16 protein-coding genes and 1 rRNA gene are annotated in these 19,037 nt (G+C 48.3%); 13 read left to right on the top strand and 4 right to left on the bottom strand.

Annotated elements, in window-relative coordinates; genetic code table 11:
- Window positions 1–131, bottom strand: a 16S ribosomal RNA gene (locus ACTHTU_RS10530); the annotation flags it as partial.
- A 524-nt stretch (window positions 132–655) separates the two neighbouring features.
- Between ACTHTU_RS10530 and ACTHTU_RS10525 the strand changes: the two genes are divergently transcribed.
- Both ACTHTU_RS10525 and coaBC read left to right on the top strand, forming a co-directional pair.
- The gene (locus ACTHTU_RS10525) at window positions 656–1,885 is read left to right on the top strand and encodes a tetratricopeptide repeat protein (protein ID WP_440362508.1); all 1,230 of its coding nucleotides are present in this window, start codon (window positions 656–658) and stop codon (window positions 1,883–1,885) included.
- A gap of 45 nt (window positions 1,886–1,930) precedes the next feature.
- Window positions 1,931–3,109 carry a bifunctional phosphopantothenoylcysteine decarboxylase/phosphopantothenate--cysteine ligase CoaBC gene (coaBC, locus tag ACTHTU_RS10520; protein WP_440362507.1) on the top strand — a complete coding sequence of 393 codons (1,179 nt, stop codon included), beginning with the start codon at window positions 1,931–1,933 and terminating at the stop codon, window positions 3,107–3,109.
- 65 nt (window positions 3,110–3,174) lie between these two features.
- Here the strand turns inward: coaBC and era are convergent, their stop codons facing one another.
- Together era and rnc are read right to left on the bottom strand one after the other, a co-directional pair.
- The gene (era, locus tag ACTHTU_RS10515; RefSeq protein WP_003679342.1) at window positions 3,175–4,104 is read right to left on the bottom strand and encodes a GTPase Era; all 930 of its coding nucleotides are present in this window, start codon (window positions 4,102–4,104) and stop codon (window positions 3,175–3,177) included.
- A gap of 64 nt (window positions 4,105–4,168) precedes the next feature.
- Window positions 4,169–4,888, bottom strand: a complete 720-nt coding sequence (gene rnc, locus ACTHTU_RS10510; protein ID WP_003748556.1) for a ribonuclease III — start codon at window positions 4,886–4,888, stop codon at window positions 4,169–4,171.
- A gap of 253 nt (window positions 4,889–5,141) precedes the next feature.
- Between rnc and ACTHTU_RS10505 the strand changes: the two genes are divergently transcribed.
- The 3 genes from ACTHTU_RS10505 to nusB all read left to right on the top strand — a co-directional run bounded on the left by ACTHTU_RS10505 (window position 5,142) and on the right by nusB (window position 6,588).
- Window positions 5,142–5,465, top strand: a complete 324-nt coding sequence (locus tag ACTHTU_RS10505; protein ID WP_371508234.1) for a DUF2185 domain-containing protein — start codon at window positions 5,142–5,144, stop codon at window positions 5,463–5,465.
- 93 nt (window positions 5,466–5,558) lie between these two features.
- Entirely contained in the window at window positions 5,559–6,038 is a 480-nt protein-coding gene (gene ribH / locus ACTHTU_RS10500; protein WP_036493252.1) for a 6,7-dimethyl-8-ribityllumazine synthase, read from the top strand.
- Window positions 6,039–6,159: 121 nt separating this feature from the next.
- Window positions 6,160–6,588, top strand: coding sequence for a transcription antitermination factor NusB (gene nusB, locus ACTHTU_RS10495; protein ID WP_049350952.1), 429 nt, complete (start codon window positions 6,160–6,162; stop codon window positions 6,586–6,588).
- 109 nt (window positions 6,589–6,697) lie between these two features.
- On the opposite strand, the gene ACTHTU_RS10490 is transcribed toward nusB, so the two are convergent.
- Complete coding sequence (locus tag ACTHTU_RS10490) at window positions 6,698–7,111, bottom strand: type IV pilin protein (protein ID WP_440362506.1); 414 nt, start codon at window positions 7,109–7,111, stop codon at window positions 6,698–6,700.
- A 289-nt stretch (window positions 7,112–7,400) separates the two neighbouring features.
- Between ACTHTU_RS10490 and ACTHTU_RS10485 the strand changes: the two genes are divergently transcribed.
- The 8 genes from ACTHTU_RS10485 (at window position 7,401) to ACTHTU_RS10450 (ending at window position 18,916) form a co-directional block, all read left to right on the top strand.
- Entirely contained in the window at window positions 7,401–8,582 is a 1,182-nt protein-coding gene (locus tag ACTHTU_RS10485) for an efflux RND transporter periplasmic adaptor subunit (protein ID WP_440362505.1), read from the top strand.
- A gap of 81 nt (window positions 8,583–8,663) precedes the next feature.
- Entirely contained in the window at window positions 8,664–10,601 is a 1,938-nt protein-coding gene (locus tag ACTHTU_RS10480) for a MacB family efflux pump subunit (protein WP_440362504.1), read from the top strand.
- 63 nt (window positions 10,602–10,664) lie between these two features.
- Complete coding sequence (locus ACTHTU_RS10475) at window positions 10,665–12,047, top strand: efflux transporter outer membrane subunit (RefSeq protein ID WP_440362503.1); 1,383 nt, start codon at window positions 10,665–10,667, stop codon at window positions 12,045–12,047.
- A 111-nt stretch (window positions 12,048–12,158) separates the two neighbouring features.
- Window positions 12,159–13,025 carry a DUF808 domain-containing protein gene (locus ACTHTU_RS10470; protein WP_440362502.1) on the top strand — a complete coding sequence of 289 codons (867 nt, stop codon included), beginning with the start codon at window positions 12,159–12,161 and terminating at the stop codon, window positions 13,023–13,025.
- 55 nt (window positions 13,026–13,080) lie between these two features.
- Window positions 13,081–14,628: an apolipoprotein N-acyltransferase gene (gene lnt / locus ACTHTU_RS10465; protein WP_440362501.1), complete on the top strand. Its 1,548-nt coding sequence runs from the start codon at window positions 13,081–13,083 to the stop codon at window positions 14,626–14,628.
- Window positions 14,629–14,906: 278 nt separating this feature from the next.
- Window positions 14,907–15,770 (top strand): RNA polymerase sigma factor RpoH, encoded by an 864-nt coding sequence (gene rpoH, locus ACTHTU_RS10460; RefSeq protein ID WP_004519690.1) that lies wholly within the window; start codon window positions 14,907–14,909, stop codon window positions 15,768–15,770.
- A gap of 147 nt (window positions 15,771–15,917) precedes the next feature.
- On the top strand, window positions 15,918–17,171 hold the full coding sequence (gene hemA / locus ACTHTU_RS10455) for a glutamyl-tRNA reductase (RefSeq protein WP_003684306.1): 1,254 nt from the start codon (window positions 15,918–15,920) through the stop codon (window positions 17,169–17,171).
- A gap of 245 nt (window positions 17,172–17,416) precedes the next feature.
- A complete protein-coding gene (locus ACTHTU_RS10450) occupies window positions 17,417–18,916 on the top strand; it encodes a DegQ family serine endoprotease (RefSeq protein WP_440362500.1) in 1,500 nt (499 codons plus the stop codon).
- Window positions 18,917–19,037 lie beyond the last annotated feature (121 nt).

Raw genomic sequence — 19,037 nt, 5'->3', positions numbered from 1 at the left:
GTTCCGATATATTACTCACCCGTTCGCCACTCGCCACCCAAGAAGCAAGCTTCTCTGTGCTGCCGTCCGACTTGCATGTGTAAAGCATGCCGCCAGCGTTCAATCTGAGCCAGGATCAAACTCTTATATTCAATCTCTAACTTATAACTTCTGGTCTGCTTCAAAGAAACCGACAGAACAATGTCTAAAACATCATCTTGTCTGTCTTTCAAACAGTGTGAGGCCTAATGCACTCACACTTATCGGTAATCTGTTTTTTAAAGAGCGAATCGAATTATACAGTACATTTAGCAAATGTCAACTAAAATTATCGAAAATTTCAACCAACTGTGTTATACTGTCTGCTTCGTTTTCTTCACCGCGTCAGCAGCGAAGAACCGAACTATACGCCTCCCAGCAAAACCAGTCAACACCCAATTTCAAAAAAAATTAAAATTTTTCACAACTATCTGTATTTAAATAATTTAAAATTTATTGGATTTTATCGTTCGATAGATAAAACAGATACCCAAAGATAAATACTCCTGCGGCTTTACTCTTAATTGCCACATTCAAACACTCTATATCTCTATATTACTGGCGCTTTAGTCCCATCTACTCTTACAATCTCTACTTTCTCCAACTAAAACAATTATAAATTTAGAATGTCCCTATTATGAGTAACGAAAAGATTCAACAAAAATTTGAACAAGCATATCACTCTTTTATCGAAGAGGAAAATTACGAGGAAGCGCTAAAACGTGCCGAGATTCTTTGCCTTCTCAATCCACAATCTGTCGAATTTCATCACAAAGTTGCTTATGCCTATCTGAAGCAATTGAAATGGGAAAAAGCCATTGAGGCTGAAATGAAAACGTTAGAGCTGGATAGTACCTATATTCCTGCTTTGGATTTACTTGCACATGCTTACGGCGCTTTAGATAACTGGGAAAAAACCGGGTTTTACGGTCATCAGGCTTTGGTTCTAAAAGATAAAGCCATCCCAGGCCTAGAACATGAAATCATTCCGACACCGGCTCCAAAAAACGGCAAACGGATTATCTCCTTTTCTTTATTTGGCAATAATTCCAAATATATTGAGCCTGCCGTCTTAAACACCCAGCTTGCGCCTGTGCTTTTCCCCGGTTGGACATGTCGTTTTTATGTCGACGATTCTGTATCGGCTGAAGCTATTCAACGATTTAGAAATAACGGAGCAGAAGTAATTAAGGTTGGCGCACCGTTGGACAACTGGCCGGGTACGATGTGGCGCTTTCTTGCCATTAATGATCCCGATGTTGAATACGTTATTTTCCGTGATGCAGATTCTATTATTTGCTATCGTGATGCTGCAGCCGTATCCGAATGGATAAAAAGTGGCACACTATTCCACACTATTCGCGACTCAGGCTCGCATACTGCCCTGATTCTTGCGGGTATGTGGGGGGCTAAAGCGGGTGCAGTCCCAGATATGCAGGAAAGGATTCAAAACTTTGTCGATGAGGGCTACCCTTCCAGACATTTTGCCGACCAAGATTTTCTAGAAAAAGAATTGTGGGCCTATATCCGTCAGAATCTGTTTGCACATGACAGATTATTTGATTTCTGTAATGCACACAAAATTCCCGGCGAGTTCTACTCTAATTATCAAATCGCTTTCAGCGAAGGGGTTACCAGCTTTAACGCAACGACTGATTATGAAGACGGCAGTCTGGCAAGATGGACGCTGTACTCCAGTGCTTCGCCTTTGGTCAATCCGGACTACTCGCTCAATGTTGTTCCTGAATTTAAAGTCTGCAGTTATGTGACTGAAGTGAAAAACGGGGTGGTTTCAGCGTTCTTGCCGAAGAGATATGGTAATGCGATTAAAGCAAAACTAGCCAGAATCAACATCGAACAAATCTAATTTGATTTGATTCCTAATATATCTCATTTAATGAACCCATTATTTATGAGCAAACACATTCTTCTCGGTATTACCGGCAGTATTGCGGCGTATAAATCTTGCGAACTGGTCAGACTACTGAAAAAGCAAGGATATTCTGTATCAGTGGTAATGACAGATTCTGCGACAGAATTTGTCTCTCCTCTGACTTTCCAAGCTTTAACCGGCAATCCTGTTTTATCGGATACCTATTCAGGTGCTTCCAATAATGGCATGGCGCACATCAATCTGACGCGTGAAGCTGACACATTTCTTATTGCGCCTGCAACTGCCAATACGATTGCCAAAATTGCCAACGGATTGGCCGACAACCTTCTGACTACTTTGGCCGCAGCCAGAAAATGTCCTTTGGCCGTTGCGCCTGCAATGAATGTCGAAATGTGGAACAACCCTGCTAACCTGCGCAATATTGAGCAACTGGTTTCAGACGGCATTACCGTGTTTTACCCAAACAGTGGCGAACAGGCTTGCGGCGAAACAGGTACAGGCAGAATGGTCGAAGCGGTCGATCTGGCAGATTTGTTAGAGGATTTATGGACACCCAAGCTATTGAGCGGCAAAAAAGTTCTGATTACAGCCGGCGCAACGTTTGAAGCCATCGATCCTGTCCGCGGCATTACCAATATTTCCAGCGGACAAATGGGCATGGCTTTAGCGCGTGCGTGTCGTGCTGCCGGAGCAAAAGTCACGCTGATTTACGGTCAAATTCAGACGGCCTTACCCGCAGGCTTGGCTCATCCCGAACAGGCTGTCAGCGCAGAAGCCATGTATCAGGCAGTTCACCGCCATATCCATGAACAAGATGTTTTTATTTCCGTTGCAGCCGTTGCAGACTATAAAGTCAAAAACAGCAGCAACGAGAAACTGAAGAAAAACGGCAATCAACCCCCGGTTATCGAACTGACGGAAAATCCGGATATTCTTGCATCCGTTGCTACCCTGCCTTCTCCACCATTCTGCGTCGGCTTTGCTGCGGAAAGCCATCAGGTTTTGGAATTTGCCCGGGCAAAACGTTTGCGCAAAAACGTACCGATGCTGGTGGCCAACCAAGTCTCCGTTTCCATGGGCAAGCCAACCAACCAAATTACCATTATTGATGACCTTGCCGAAACCTCATTTCCGGAAACATCCAAACGCGAAGCCGCGGATGAAATCGTCAAACGCCTGGCTGAATTGTTGTCTTGATAAAACAAAAAAACAAAAGGCCGTCTGAAAATTTTTCAGACGGCCTTTTGTTTGAATACATTAAATTACAAACCCAATTCGCGCAGGAAACGAATATCGTCTGCCCAACCGGATTTTACTTTCACCCAAATCTTCAAAAAGACTTTGGTATCAAACAATTTTTCCATATCAAGGCGGGCTTCAGTAGAAATTTTCTTCAATTTCTCCCCACCCTTGCCAATCAAAATCGCCTTTTGGCTGTCTTTATCAACCAACACCGCGATATAAATACGGAACAGTCCGCTTTCCTCTTCCTCAAACTGCTCCACTTCAACATTCATCGCATATGGCAACTCTTCGCCCAAATAGCGGAACAATTTTTCGCGCACAATCTCCATCGCCAGGAATCGGCTGGATTTATCCGTCACCATATCTTCCGGATACATCGGGATACTTTCCGGCAGATAAGGCTTGAGCAGTTCCAGCAGATTGGCAATACGCAGGCCATGTTTCGCGCTGACTGCCTCGCTGGCAGTAAACTCAAACTCTTGGCGCACTTCATTGATAAAAGCCTCAAGCGCAAATTTATCTTTGGCTTTATCTTTATCGATTTTATTGACCACCAATACCACAGGCGTATGCTTAGGCAACTGCTTCAACACCACGCGGTCGGCATCGGTAAAGCGCATGGCTTCCACCACAAAAACCACCACATCCACACCGCTCAGCGCTTCGGTTACGTTTTGATTAAGACGGTCGTTCAAGGCATTGCGGTGATTGGTTTGGAAACCCGGGGTATCGACAAACACAAATTGCGCTGTATCGTCGGTGTAAATACCGGTGACACGGTTGCGCGTGGTTTGTGCTTTTTTACTGGTAATACTGATTTTCTGACCGATTAAATGGTTCATTAACGTGGATTTGCCGACATTCGGGCGACCCACGATGGCCACAAAGCCGCAACGATAATCCGTCGGGTGTTGCGACTCGTTTTGCAAAAAGGTTTCGATATCCATTTATATATGACTTTCTTGATTGTTTCAGACGGCCTTTGCATTTTCTCAAAGGCCGTCTGAAATATTATTTTTTAGATTTTTTCAAAGGAAACTTCTGTTCCAACCATTCTAAGGCTTCACATGCCGCTTTTTGCTCGGCCACTTTCCGACTGCTGCCGCGTGCATTGCAGATGAAACCGAGTTCACCCAAATCACAGGAAATCACAAACATCGCATCAGCCGTCTGCTCCGCCTGCTCTTCGATTCGGTATTTCGGCAGGGCAAAGCGGCGTGCCTGCAAGGCTTCCTGCAAAGCGGTTTTACTGTCTTTCTTGCCGATATTCAAATCCGCACGTTTCACGCGTTCCGCAAACAAATGGCGAACCACTTTTTCCGCCGCAGAAAAATCAGCGTCAAAGCTGACCGCCGCAAACATCGCCTCCATCGCGTCGGCCAAAATCGAAGGCCGTCTGAAACCGCCGCTCTTCAACTCGCCGGCACCCAAATACAAACCGTCGCCGACATTCATTTCCAACGCAATTTCAGCCAATACACCTTCATTCACCAAAGCCGCGCGCATTCGCGACAACTCGCCTTCCGACAATTTCGGAAACGCGTCAAACAACATCCGCGCCACGGAATAGTTCAAAATCGAATCGCCGACAAATTCAAAACGCTCATTGTGTTTGGCATTGTAGCTGCGGTGGGTCAAAGCCTGCTGAAGCAGCTCCATATTGCGGAACTCATAGCCCAGGCGCTTTTGAATCGCTCGATGCGCCTGCTGTTTGAGCAAATCAGGTTTCATTCCATACTTTCAAAAAACAGCCCGAAAATACGCCTCATCCGCAGTGAAACAAAATAAAAAGGCTACACCGGCAACTTTTTTATTTTGGCTCATTGTTTCTTGCGTCCCTCAAGCCGATAAACAATCAAAAGCCGTCATATTCAAACCTGACGGCACTTGCCGACATTGTACCATCAAACCGCCCCTGCACACATCCGTGCGGAAAAGCGGCGAATCGTGTAAAATCATGCCAAATCATCTCTTTGTCAACTCCATGAACAAATTTGCCCAAGCATTGGCCGCAGCGCTCGACCGCTGCATCGTCACCAACACCGTCGCCGAACAAGGCGAGCCCGTCGGCTTCCTCTACCGCGAAGCCCCCGTATTTGAAAACGACAGCGGCTGGCGTATTTTCAGCGGCGACGAAACTGACGAATACACCGACAATCCCGACAATTTCAGCATTGTCAGCCTCTCTGCCATTACCGCAGACAATCCCGACATCGCGCCCCTGCTGGCTCAAGCAGAAGGCAGCGCGTGGGAATTGAACGAAGACGGCGAGTTCCAAGCCGTTGCCGATTGGCAGCCGCAAGAATAACCCATCCCTATTTCGTTTCAGACGACCTACTTTATAACAAGGCCGTCTGAAACCGAGCCGAATCCCTATTTCACAAATACTGAAGGAATCATCATGAACATTATCGAACCACGCCTCGATGGCACCAACCTGCGCATCGGCATCGTTCAAGCCCGCTTCACCAACGAAATCGGCAGCGAAATGGTCAAAGTTTGCTGCCGCACCTTGAAAGAATTGGGCGTATCCGAAGACAACATCACGCTTGCCACCGTTCCCGGAGCGCTTGAAGTGCCTATCGCGCTGATGAACCTTGCTTCATCCGAACAATTCGATGCCCTGATTGCCATCGGCGTTGTCATTCGTGGCGAAACTTACCACTTTGAATTGGTATCTAATGAGTCCGGCGCAGGTGTCAGCCGCGTTGCCCTTGACTACAACATCCCTATCGCCAACGCCATCCTGACGACTGAAAACGACGAACAAGCCGTTGCACGCATCGAAGAAAAAGCCTCCGATGCCGCCAAAGTTGCCGTAGAATGTGCCAACTTGGTCAACCATCTTTTGTCAGAACAATACGAAGACGACGAAGAATAAGCTTCTCCCCGTATTGAATACCGCATATTTTCAGACGGCCTCCCAATCATGACATTGAGGCCGTCTGAATCATTCAATATTCAGCCGACAACCATCGGCACTCTCTTCACAAGGAATACCCATGAAAAGCCCACGCCGCCGCGCACGCGAGCTTGCCGTACAAGCCATTTATCAAGCAGGCATCAACAAAACCGCCGCTCCTGAAATCGCTAAAAACATCCACGAACTGTCCCAAACATCCAATATGGATGAAGAGCTGTTCAACAAACTGTTTTTCGGCGCACAAACCCATGCCGAAGAATACATGGAAAAAATCAGTCCCCTGCTCGACCGCGACGAAAAAGACCTCAGCCCTATCGAACGCGCCGTTTTGCTGGTTGCCTGCCATGAGCTGAGCACTATGCCTGAGACCCCCTATCCTGTCATCATCAACGAAGCCATCGAAGTCACCAAAACTTTCGGCGGCACCGATGGCCATAAATTCGTCAACGGCATCCTCGACCAACTGGCTTCCCGCATCCGCCCTGACGAACCGCGCCGCAAAGGCTAAGGATTAACTTCACATCAGGTCGGGATTACCGATCTTTGCCCTGTTTAAGCTAATGTGCTTATACAGCCAAACCATCAAAAAGGCCGTCTGAATTTCAGACGGCCTTTGTTTATTTCTCATCTAGGGGCATTTCATAACCGGGGCAGTTTTGTTTATCGCTGTTTGCCCAAATGATACCGCTGTCGTTGTAATAAACAGTACAAGTTTCATCAGCATTGGTTTCTTTATTGGGTACAGCCTTCAAAATATAACCTGAATCGGAAGGATCCGCACCTTCGGAAAAACTAATATCGAAATATTGATTCTGCTGCAAATTTTCGGCAGGAAAATCCTTAAAAGTACTTTTTTGAGTATAGTAGCGTTCAAGTTGTTGGGCATTATGCAGCATCTGTGTGCGGACGGATGCGAGACGCGTTTGGCGGATGTAGTTTTGATAAGACGGATAGGCGATGGTAGCAAGAATGGCTGCAATCAAAACGACTATCAGCAGCTCGATAAGCGTGAAGCCTTGTTGGTGTTTCATTTTATTTGTGTCGTTAATAATTGGAATAAGACGTGGATATTATAGTAGTTTTCTTGCGGCTTAAATGTTCAGATTCGGAGGGAGTTTGGGAATTTATGTAAATGAGGTGCAAGTTCTGAAAAATGCTTACTGCCCTTTATTTTTTATTTCAATAAGTTAAACTTCAATTTGAGCCGACCGTCTCTTGGTTGGCCTTGGTCTTTACAGTAAAATCCAGTTGTTTTTTTGTTTCTATCAATACATTTGTTGCTTGTCTGCGACGTTATTTTATTGAATTGGTTCCTTTTATATGTCTAAAGTTTTCAAGTGGGCGGCCGGTACGGCTGTTATCGTGGCTGCAGCTTTCGGCGGCTGGTCTTTGATGAAGCCTGAGCCTCAGTCTTCTTTTATTACAGAAGTGGTCAAACGCGGCGATATCCGTCAAACCGTGTCGGCAACCGGCGAAATCTCACCTTCCAATTTGGTATCCGTAGGCGCGGAAGCTTCAGGTCAGATTAAAAAACTGTATGTGAAACTGGGCCAACAAGTGAAAAAAGGTGATCTGATTGCGGAAATCGACTCAACCAATCAGATCAATACCTTAAATACCGAAAAATCCAAACTGGAAACCTATCAGGCAAAATTGGTTTCTGCCGAAATCGCGCTTTCCAGTGCGGAGAAAAAATATAAACGCGAACTTGCCTTATGGAAAGAACAGGCAACTTCCAAGGAAAACTTGGAATCTGCACAAGACTCTTTAGCCGCAGCCAAAGCGAATGTCACCGAACTGAAGGCCTCCATCAAACAATCAAAAATCTCGATTAATACGGCTGAATCCGAACTGGGCCACACGCGGATTACCGCCACCATGGACGGCACTGTGGTCGCCATTCCTGTTGAAGAAGGCCAATCCGTCAATGCAGCGCAATCTACGCCGACCATTATCCAGCTGGCCAATCTGGAAACCATGTTGAACAAAATGCAGATTGCCGAAGGCGACATCACGAAAGTCAAAGCCGGTCAGGATATTTCGTTCACCATTTTGTCCGAGCCGGACACCCCGATTAAAGCGAAATTAGACAGTGTCGACCCCGGCCTGACCACCATGTCTTTGGGCAACTACACCAGCAGCACGGACACGACTTCCAATGCGATTTACTACTATGCCCGCGCACTGGTACCGAATCCCGAAGGCAAACTTTCCATCGGTATGACCACTCAAAACACGATCGAAATCAACGGCGTGAAGAATGTCTTACTGGTACCGACGCTGACCGTAAAAAAGCATAACGGCAAATCCTATGTCAGCATTTTAGGCGCAGACAATAAAGCGGTAGAACGCGAAGTGACCGTCGGTTTGAAAGACAGCATGAATACCGAAATCAAAAGCGGCTTGAAAGAAGGCGAAAAAGTGATCGTTTCTGAAATGAGCGCAGATGAAAAGAATAAGAGCAGTGAACGCGCGATGATGGGTGGCGGCCCTCCTCGCTGATTGATTAAGGCCGTCTGAAAGGTTTGGCTGTGTTTCAGACGGCCTTAGTTCCTGTATTTCTATTTTTCGCCCGGAAAGATTATGAGTTTAATCGAATGTAAGAATATCAACCGTTTTTTCGGTAGCGGTGAAAACCGTGTACACGTATTGAAAGATGTCAGCCTTTCTATTGAGAAAGGCGACTTTGTAGCGATTATCGGACAGTCCGGCTCAGGCAAATCGACGCTGATGAATATTTTGGGCTGTCTGGATACCGCCACTTCCGGCTCTTATCAAATCGACGGCATCGAAACATCGCAAATGCAGCCGGATGAGCTGGCGGCTTTGCGCCGTGAGCGTTTCGGCTTTATTTTCCAGCGTTACAACCTGTTAAGCTCGCTGACCGCCCGGGACAACGTCGCCCTGCCTGCCGTGTATATGGGTATGGACAGCAAAGAGCGTGCGGAACGTGCGGAAAAACTGTTGGGCGATTTGGGCTTACAAAATAAAGAAGGCAACAAACCCAGCGAGCTTTCCGGCGGTCAGCAACAACGCGTTTCGATTGCCCGCGCGTTAATGAACGGCGGCGAAATCATCTTTGCCGACGAACCGACCGGCGCATTGGATACCGCCAGCGGTAAAAACGTGATGGAAATCATCCACAAGCTGCACGAAGACGGGCATACCGTGATTATGGTTACCCACGATCCGGGCATTGCGGCAAACGCAAACCGCGTCATCGAAATCCGCGACGGTCAGATTATTTCGGATACGTCTAAAAATCCCGATATTCTGCCAAGCAAAGTGGAGAGGATTAAAGAAAAAGCTTCCTGGTCGTTTTATTACGATCAATTTATGGAAGCATTCAAAATGTCGGTACAGGCGATTATGGCGCACAAAATGCGTTCGCTGCTGACCATGCTGGGGATCATCATCGGTATCGCTTCGGTGGTATCGGTAGTGGCCTTGGGTAATGGTTCTCAACAAAAAATCTTGGAAGACATCAACTCGATGGGCACAAACACCATCAGTATCTTCCCCGGCCGTGGTTTTGGCGACCGCCGCAGCGGACGGATCAAGACACTGACGATTAATGACGCAAAAGCCATCAGCCAACAAAGTTACGTCGCCTCCGCCACCCCTCAAACCAACTCCAGCGGCACCTTAACCTACCGCAACACCGACCTGACCGCCTCGCTTTACGGCGTAGGCGAACAATATTTCGACGTGCGCGGTTTGAAATTGGAAGAAGGCCGTCTGTTTGATGATGACGATGTAAAAACCGATGCCCAAGTCGTCGTCATCGACCAAAACACCAAAACCAAACTCTTCGGCGAAGGTGTCAATCCTTTAGGCAAAACCATCCTTTTCAAAAAACGTCCGCTAACCGTCATCGGCATTATGAAAAAGGATGACAACTCATTCGGCAATTCCGACTCGCTGATGCTTTGGTCGCCTTATACAACGGTCATGCACCAAATTACCGGCGAAAGCTATACCAACTCCATCGTTGTCAAAATCAAAGACGATGCCAACACGCAAGTTGCCGAAAAAAGCCTGACCGAGCTGCTGAAAGCACGCCACGGTACAGAAGACTTCTTTATGAACAACAGCGACAGCATCAAAGAAATGGTTGAAAGCACAACCGGCACCATGACGCTGCTGATTTCTTCCATCGCGGTCATCTCTTTGGTGGTCGGCGGTATCGGCGTGATGAACATCATGCTGGTTTCCGTTACCGAGCGCACCAAAGAAATTGGTGTCCGCATGGCAATCGGCGCACGCCGCAACAATATTTTGCAACAATTCCTGATTGAAGCCGTCTTAATCTGTATCATCGGCGGCCTGTCAGGCGTATTGTTGTCCGCCTGCATCAGTTTGGTTTTCAACTACTTTGTCACCGACTTCCCAATGAGTATTTCCATGACTTCCGTCATCGGCGCAGTTGTCTGCTCCACCGCCATCGGCGTCGCGTTCGGCTTTATGCCCGCCAACAAAGCTTCCAAGCTTAACCCGATTAATGCGCTGGCTCAGGATTAATTATGTTTCAGACGGCCTATTATCTTAAGGCCGTCTGAAATGCTGTTACCCGAAAGATTTTTTATGAAGACGAAACCTTTTTCCCAAGCAGTCTTATCATTGGCTGTTGCCCTTGCCCTAAGTGCGTGCGTCGCACCTAAAGCCAATCCGAACCTGACGCTGGAAGCGACCGGCCAAGTCATGAGCGCTGCCGAAACTGCCGAACGCTACGATGTCAACGGCAACTGGTGGGAAATCTACCAAAGCCCGCAGCTTAATGCGCTGATGGAGCAGGCGTTGGCGAACAATGTCGATTTAAAACAGGCCGCCATCAGCGTCAACAAGGCTTTGTACCAAGCCAATATTTTGGGTGCGAATTTGGTGCCTTCGTTCAGCGGCTCATTGGGCGCAAACGCTTCTAAAAACCTGAAAACTGGCAGCCACGGCAATACCTTCAGCAGCCAGCTTGGCTTGAGCTACGAATTGGATTTATGGCGTAAACTCAGTGCCACTGCCGATGCTCAGGTATGGGAATATCAAGCCACGCATGAAGACATGGCCAACACACGCCTGACTTTGATTAATAATGTCGCCGATGCGTATTTCAATATCGCCTATCTGAACGAAGCCATCGAGTTGGCAAAAAAATCGTTAAAGCAATATCAGGAAATCAACCGCATTGCAAATGCCAAGTTCCGCTACGGCCGGGCCGATTCAAGCCAGCCGACCCAAGCCAAACAGTCATTGCTGAGCGCGGAAAACAGCCTGTTGTCTTTGCAAAACAATTTGGATACGCAAAAACAGGTTTTGCGTAATTTGTTGAATTTAAGGCCGTCTGAAAACATGGCCGCCGATCCGGCACAATTCCGCCTGTTGCCTGTCAAAGGCGTGAACTTGGACGTACCGATTACCGTTTTGGCCAACCGCCCCGACCTGCGCGCCGCCGAATACCGCCTGCAAGCGTCGCAACAATCGGTCAACGCGCAAAAACGCAGTTGGTATCCGTCGATTACTTTGGGTGCAAGTTTGAGTACGTCTTCCGATAAAGCGAAAAGTACGTTCAATATCCCCATGTTGGGCGGTTCGGCCACCATCAATCTGCCTTTCCTTAACTGGCAGACCATGAAATGGAAAGACAAAACCGTAGAAGCGGAGATGGACAGTGCCAAGCTGAATTTTGAAAAAGCCCTGACCACCGCGCTTAACGAGGTCAACACCAACTACCTTGCCTACAAAAACGCGCAGGCCAGCCTTGCCAATCAAGAACAACGTTATCAGTTGGACAAGAAAAACAGCCATTACTATCAAGTACGCTATCAGCATGGTAAAAACGAGCTGAAAGACTGGCTGGAAGCTTTGAATACGGAATACAGCTCGGCTCAAAACCTGCTGAACCAACGCTATGAAGCTTTAAAATACGAAAATATGGTGTACAAAGCCATGGCGGGACGTTATACACCGAAATAGCATTTTCAGACGGCCTTTGGTTAATTTCCGTCAAAGGCCGTCTGAAACCATTCAAGCAACTGAATTTTCATATATAATCGCGCGTTTATTTGATTTTATCCGGACAACATTATGGCCTTCGCCTCTCTCTTTACGCTTTTGGACGACATCACCGCCGTTTTGGACGATGTAGCGATGATGACCAAAGTCGCCGCCAAAAAAACCGCCGGCGTGGTTGGTGACGATTTGGCGCTCAACGCCAATCAGGTAACCGGCGTATCCGCCGAGCGCGAATTGCCGATTATTTGGGCGGTGGCAAAAGGCTCTCTGGTCAACAAGCTGATTCTGGTGCCGCTTGCGCTGTTGCTTTCCGCTTTCCTACCTGCGCTGATTACGCCCTTGCTGATGATCGGCGGTGTGTATTTGTGTTTTGAAGGCGTGGAAAAACTGTTGTACAAATTTCTGCACCGCAATGAACACGAAGACGGACACGATACCGAGCCTGAAGTCACAGACGAAAAAACAAAAGTGAAAGGCGCGGTCCGCACAGATTTCATCCTCTCCGCCGAAATTATTATTATCGCGCTGGGCGTTGTTGAAAAATATGACCTGATGACGCGTTCTTTGGTTATGGCCGCCATCGGTGTCGGCATGACGGCATTGGTCTATGGTTTGGTCGGCATTATCGTCAAACTTGACGACCTCGGCATGATGTTGATGCGCCAAAAAAGCGCCGCCGTGCAAGGTATCGGACGCGGTTTGATTTCATTTATGCCTTGGTTTATGCGCGGCTTGAGCATTGTCGGCACGCTGGCGATGTTCTTGGTCGGCGGCGGACTGATCGCCCACAACCTTGGCTTTTTGCACGATTTCCTCCACGCGCAACATTGGGGCAGCGGCATGATGGAACATATCGCCAACTTGGTGGTCGGAGTAGCCGCCGGTGCATTAGCTTGCGCAATCGTCCTGCCTGCAATGAAATTGTTTCAAAAAGACTGATTTTGTTTCCCTGCCGTCTGAAAACTTTTCAGACGGCCTCAATACCATTTAAAGCATGAATATTTTCCGTAAACTCGAACAATATTGGCAACATCCGCTGCTGTACTGGCCGCTGGTTATCTTGATTGCCGCTGCGACACCGTTCACTTTCGCCCCGTATTATCATTTCTGGCTGATGCCGCTGTTGTTTGGAGCGCTGATACGCCTGATTGAATTGCGTCCACGCTTTGCCGTCATGACTGCCTATCTGTTCGGATTAATCGGTTATACGGCGCAGTTTTATTGGATACACACTGCCTTGCATGACGTTTCGGGTTTGCCGGATTCATACGCCATCCCCCTCACCTTCCTGCTGCCGGCATTTCTTGCGCTTTATCCGGCCATCTGTTTTTGGGTGTGGAGAAAATGTAACCTGTCACGCTGGGCCAAAACCGGCCTCCTGCTGCCGATTTTGTGGACGCTGGCAGAATTTGCCCGCGAACGTTTCCTGACCGGATTCGGCTGGGGTGCAATCGGCTATTCCCAAATCATCAAAGACAGCCCGTTGGCAGGCTTCGCGCCTTTGGGCGGCATTCATATGGTCACGCTGGCAACCGCTTTCCTCAGCGCATGGCTGGTGTTGCTGATTGACAATCATGGCCGTCTGAAACACCGCCTGCTGCCCTTATTCCTTATCGTTGCACTCTGCTCCGTCGGCTACATTTCCCAACAAACCGAATACACCCGCCCTGACGGCAGCACCAGCACGGTTGCCCTGATTCAAGGCAATATCGAGCAAAATCTGAAATGGAAAGAAGAACAAATCATTCCGACCATTCAGAAATACTACGAACAAATCAGCAAAACCAGTGCCGACATCGTCATCCTGCCTGAAACCGCCCTGCCGCTGATGCGCCAAGACCTGCCCGAAGGCATCTTGGAACAATTCGCCGAACAGGCGCAAAGCAACGGCAGCGCGTTGGCCATCGGTATCAGCCAATATACGCCCGACGGCAACGGCTACGAAAATGCAGTCATCAATTTGAGCGACTATCACAACAGCACTTCCGATGTCATCCCCTACTACGCCAAGAACCATCTCGTTCCATTTGGCGAATACAAGCCATTGCCCACCATTACCGAGCGCCTCTATAAAATGATGGATATGCCTTTGGCCGACTTTCAAAAAGGCGGCGACAACCAAGCGCCGTTGGTAATGAAAGATCAAAAAGTCGCCTTCAATATCTGCTATGAAGACGGTTTCGGCGACGAACTCATCGCAACGGCGAAACGCTCCACACTGCTTGCCAACATCAGCAATATGGCGTGGTATGGCAAATCCAATGCCATGTATCAGCAGCTTCAACAGTCCCAAGCGCGTGCAATGGAGCTGGGTCGCTACATGGTTCGCGCCACCAATACCGGCGCAACTGCCATTATTTCCCCTAAAGGCACGATTGTTGCCGAAGCCCAACCGGATACAGAAACCGTCCTCGAAGGCCACGTCAAAGGCTATATCGGCGAAACGCCTTATATGAAGGCAGGCGGCTCAACATGGCTTATCAGCATTTTGACCGTTATCGGCGTATTCCTTATCCTGATTGGCCGGAAGAAACCAGAATAAAATTTTTAAGACTTTGTTATACAAGGTCTTTTTTATTGCTAAAACTATTTACATACAGGAATGTTTGTAATATACTTAGCCAAAACCTAGCAAATCACTCAAATTTTCTAAGACAATCAACCCTTGCGATTTAAGCAGTAAAAACTATTGAATCTATCGTTAATTTACAGAAAAAATCCAACCCATAACAAAACAAACCACAGGCAGTGTTATACTGCTTGTCGCACAATAAACAAAAAGCCGTTTTCAGACGGCCTAATCAAGGAGAGCATCCTTTTATGAATAAAGCTTTTGCATTACCCGTTATCCACAGCGGCAACGGTAGCCTCGAGCAATACATTCATACTGTCAATAGCATTCCCATGCTGACTGCCGAAGAAGAAACGCAACTGGCCGAACGTCAACAAAAAGGCGACCTCAACGCCGCCAAACAGCTTATTCTGTCCCATCTTCGCGTCGTCGTGTCCATCGCACGCGGTTACGACGGCTACGGCCTCAACCAAGCCGACCTGATTCAAGAAGGCAATATCGGCCTGATGAAAGCCGTCAAACGCTACGAACCAAGCCGCGGCGCGCGCCTGTTTTCATTTGCCGTGCATTGGATTAAAGCCGAAATCCACGAATTCATTTTGCGCAACTGGCGTTTGGTCCGCGTTGCCACAACCAAACCGCAACGCAAACTGTTCTTCAATCTGCGCAGCATGCGTAAAAACCTGAATGCCTTGTCTCCAAAAGAAGCGCAAGAAATCGCCGACGATTTGGGCGTTAAATTATCCGAAGTTTTGGAAATGGAACAACGCATGACCGGTCACGATATCGGCATCATGGCAGAAAACAACGATGACGAGGATAACTTTGCCCCTATTGACTGGTTGGCCGACCACGATGCAGAGCCTAGCCGTCAGTTGTCCAAACAAGCCCACTACGCCCTGCAAACCGAAGGTCTGCAAAATGCCTTGGCGCAATTGGACGACCGCAGCCGCCGCATCGTTGAAAGCCGCTGGTTACAAGACGACGGCGGTTTGACCCTGCACGAATTAGCAGCAGAATACGGCGTATCTGCCGAACGCATCCGCCAAATCGAAGCCAAAGCCATGCAAAAACTGCGCGGTTTCTTGGCAGAAGAAGCAGAAGCCGTTTAAGCCTTTATTGATAAAAGGCCGTCTGAATCTTTTCAGACGGCCTTTTCGATGGCAAACCTCATTGCATCTTCTCCCCCAACACATTCATTTTAAAGCCCACTTAAGCTATAATACCCACCACACACACTACCCAGTCATACCATAACCATGCAACTTACCGTCGTCGGACTCAATCACCAAACCGCGCCCTTGAGCATACGCGAAAAACTGGCATTTGCAGCTGCAAATCTGCCGGATGCCGTGTCCAATCTCGCGCGCAGTGAGGCGGCGGAAGAAGCAGTCATTCTTTCTACCTGTAACCGAACCGAGCTTTACTGCGTCGGTGAAACCGAAAAAATCATCGACTGGTTGGCACAATATCACGACCTGCCTGCCGAAGAAATCCGCCCTTACCTCTATACCTTAGATAATAATGAAACCGTCCGCCACGCCTTCCGTGTCGCCTGTGGCTTGGACTCCATGGTCTTGGGCGAACCGCAAATTCTCGGTCAAATCAAAGATGCCGTCCGCGTTGCTCAAGAACAGGAAAGCATCAACACCCACTTAAACGCCCTGTTTCAAAAAACCTTTGCCGTTGCCAAAGAAGTGCGTACCGACACTGCTGTCGGCGAAAACTCCGTCTCCATGGCTTCGGCATCGGTCAAAATGGCAGAGCAAATTTTCCCTTCTATTTCCGATCTGAACGTCCTCTTTATCGGCGCAGGCGAAATGATTGAACTGGTGGCCACTTATTTTGCCGCCAAAAATCCCAAGCTCATTACCGTTGCCAACCGTACACACCAGCGCGCGCAGGAATTGTGCGACAAACTCGGTGTCAACGCCGAAGCCTGCCTGTTGAATGAATTGCCCGATATTCTTCACGATTACGACGTGGTTGTTTCTTCCACCGCCAGCCAACTGCCCCTCGTCGGCAAAGGCATGGTCGAACGCGCATTGAAAAAACGCCATAACATGCCTGTTTTCCTGCTGGATTTGGCCGTTCCGCGCGATATCGAAGCCGAAGTCGGCGAATTGGAAGATGCATATCTCTATACCGTAGACGACATGATGGACATTGTCCAAAGCGGTAAAGATGCGCGCAAAAAGGCAGCGGCGGCAGCTGAAAGCATGGTGGAAGAAAAGGTCAGCGAATTTATCCGCCTGCAGAAAAACCGCCAAAGCGTTCCGCTTATCCGCGCCTTGCGCGACGAAGGCGAACGCGCACGCCGCCAAGTATTGGAAAATGCCATGAAGCAACTGGCAAAAGGCGTATCCGCCGAGGATGTCCTCGAACGCCTCTCCATTCAGTTGACCAACAAACTGCTCCACTCTCCGACACGCACGCTCAACAAAGCCGGCTCGGACAACAGCGAATTAATCGATGCCGTGGCACAGATCTACCATTTGGATCAACACGACTGACCACAATTTAAAGGCCGTCTGAAAAAAGCGAACCGACCGACAGGTCATATTCAAAAGTTTTCAGACGGCCTTAAAACAATAAAATCCCAATTATCATTTTTTCATTTAAAATGAAATGCTTGAAAAAAAACCGTTAAAGTGTAAAAATCCTACCTTATACATTTAAACAGCATTCAAACAATAAAACTGCCTGCCGGCTCAAACGCATGCCGACAATACGATAGGCACCGGCAAAAGGAACTTTCGTGAATATTAAAACAAACACATATCTGGCCCTCGCTGTCCTCTCAGCCTCCCTTCTTTCAGGTTGCGACAAAGTCAGCACCTTTTTCGGCAAAGACGAAAACAAAGAACTCGTTCAACGTATTGAAACCAATACCGATGACGGAAAAGTCGGCATGTTGCTGCCCGACTTCGCCCAACTGGTGCAAAACGAAGGACAGGCCGTCGTCAATATTCAAGCGACACCGGCAAAACGTACCGCGACACCGGATGACGACCATAGCATGGACCTGAGCCAATTCCCCGACAACGATCCGTTTTACGAATTCTTCAAACGTCTCGTTCCCAATATGCCAGACATGCCGCAAGAAGATACCGAAAGCGACGATCTGAATTTCGGCTCCGGCTTCATCATCAGCAAAGACGGCTATATCCTGACCAATACCCACGTGGTTGCCGGCATGGGCAACATCAAAGTCCTGCTCAACGACAAACGCGAATACACTGCCAAACTGGTCGGCTCAGACGCCCAATCCGACGTTGCACTCTTAAAAATTGAGCCGCAAGAAGACTTGCCGGTTGTCAAAATCGGCAATCCGAAAGATTTGAAACCAGGTGAATGGGTAGCCGCCATCGGTGCACCTTTCGGCTTTGACAACAGCGTAACTTCAGGCATCGTCTCCGCCAAAGGCCGCAGCCTGCCGAATGAAAACTACACGCCGTTCATCCAAACCGATGTTGCCATCAACCCCGGCAACTCAGGTGGCCCGTTATTCAACCTCCGCGGCCAAGTAGTCGGCATCAACTCGCAAATTTACAGCCGCAGCGGCGGTTTCATGGGCATTTCGTTTGCCATTCCGATTGATGTTGCCATGAATGTGGCCGATCAATTAAAAGCCAACGGCAAAGTCCAACGCGGTCAATTAGGCGTGGTTATTCAAGAAGTTTCTTATGATTTGGCCAAATCTTTCGGTTTGGACAAAGCAAGCGGCGCACTGATTGCCAAAATCATGCCGAACAGCGCAGCGCAACAAGCCGGGTTGCAAGTCGGCGATATTGTCCGCAGCGTAAACGGAGAAGAAGTCCGCGCCTCCAGCGATTTGCCGGTCATGGTCGGCTCGATGATGCCGGGTAAAGAAGTGACTTTGAGCATTTGGCGCGGTGGCAAACAAACCGATGTCAAAGTCAAACTTGGCAGCGCAGCCGAACAAACGGAAACTTCTGCAAAAGAAGCCGAACACCCGCAACACGAAGGCGGCCATGACGGATTTACCGTTGAAAATGCAGGCGTTACCCTGCAGGTTGAAAACGCAGACGGCAAACAACGCTTAATCGTTCTGCGCGTTAGCGGTGCGGCCGAACGTGCCGGCCTCAAACGCGGCGACGAAATCATTGCCGTCAGCCAAATCAGCGTCAATGACGAATCCACTTTCCGTAGCGCATTGGAAAGCTCAGGCAAAAACGTACCGCTTTTGGTACAACGCGACGGCAATACTTTGTTCCTCGCGCTAAATCTGCAGTAGTCCGATTTTTCAGACGGCATGATGATGTGTTAGATGATAAAATACCCATATGTCAGAGGCAGTGGGTATTTTGTTATCCGTCTTCCAATTTAGGCCTTCTGAAAATATTTCACCGCTTATA

Origin of the sequence: Neisseria sp. P0020.S005, from assembly GCF_051957055.1 — a bacterium.
Lineage (GTDB): Bacteria > Pseudomonadota > Gammaproteobacteria > Burkholderiales > Neisseriaceae > Neisseria > Neisseria subflava_A.
The sequence above is the reverse complement of the archived record's forward strand: the minus strand, read 5'-3'. Positions and strand labels throughout refer to the sequence as shown.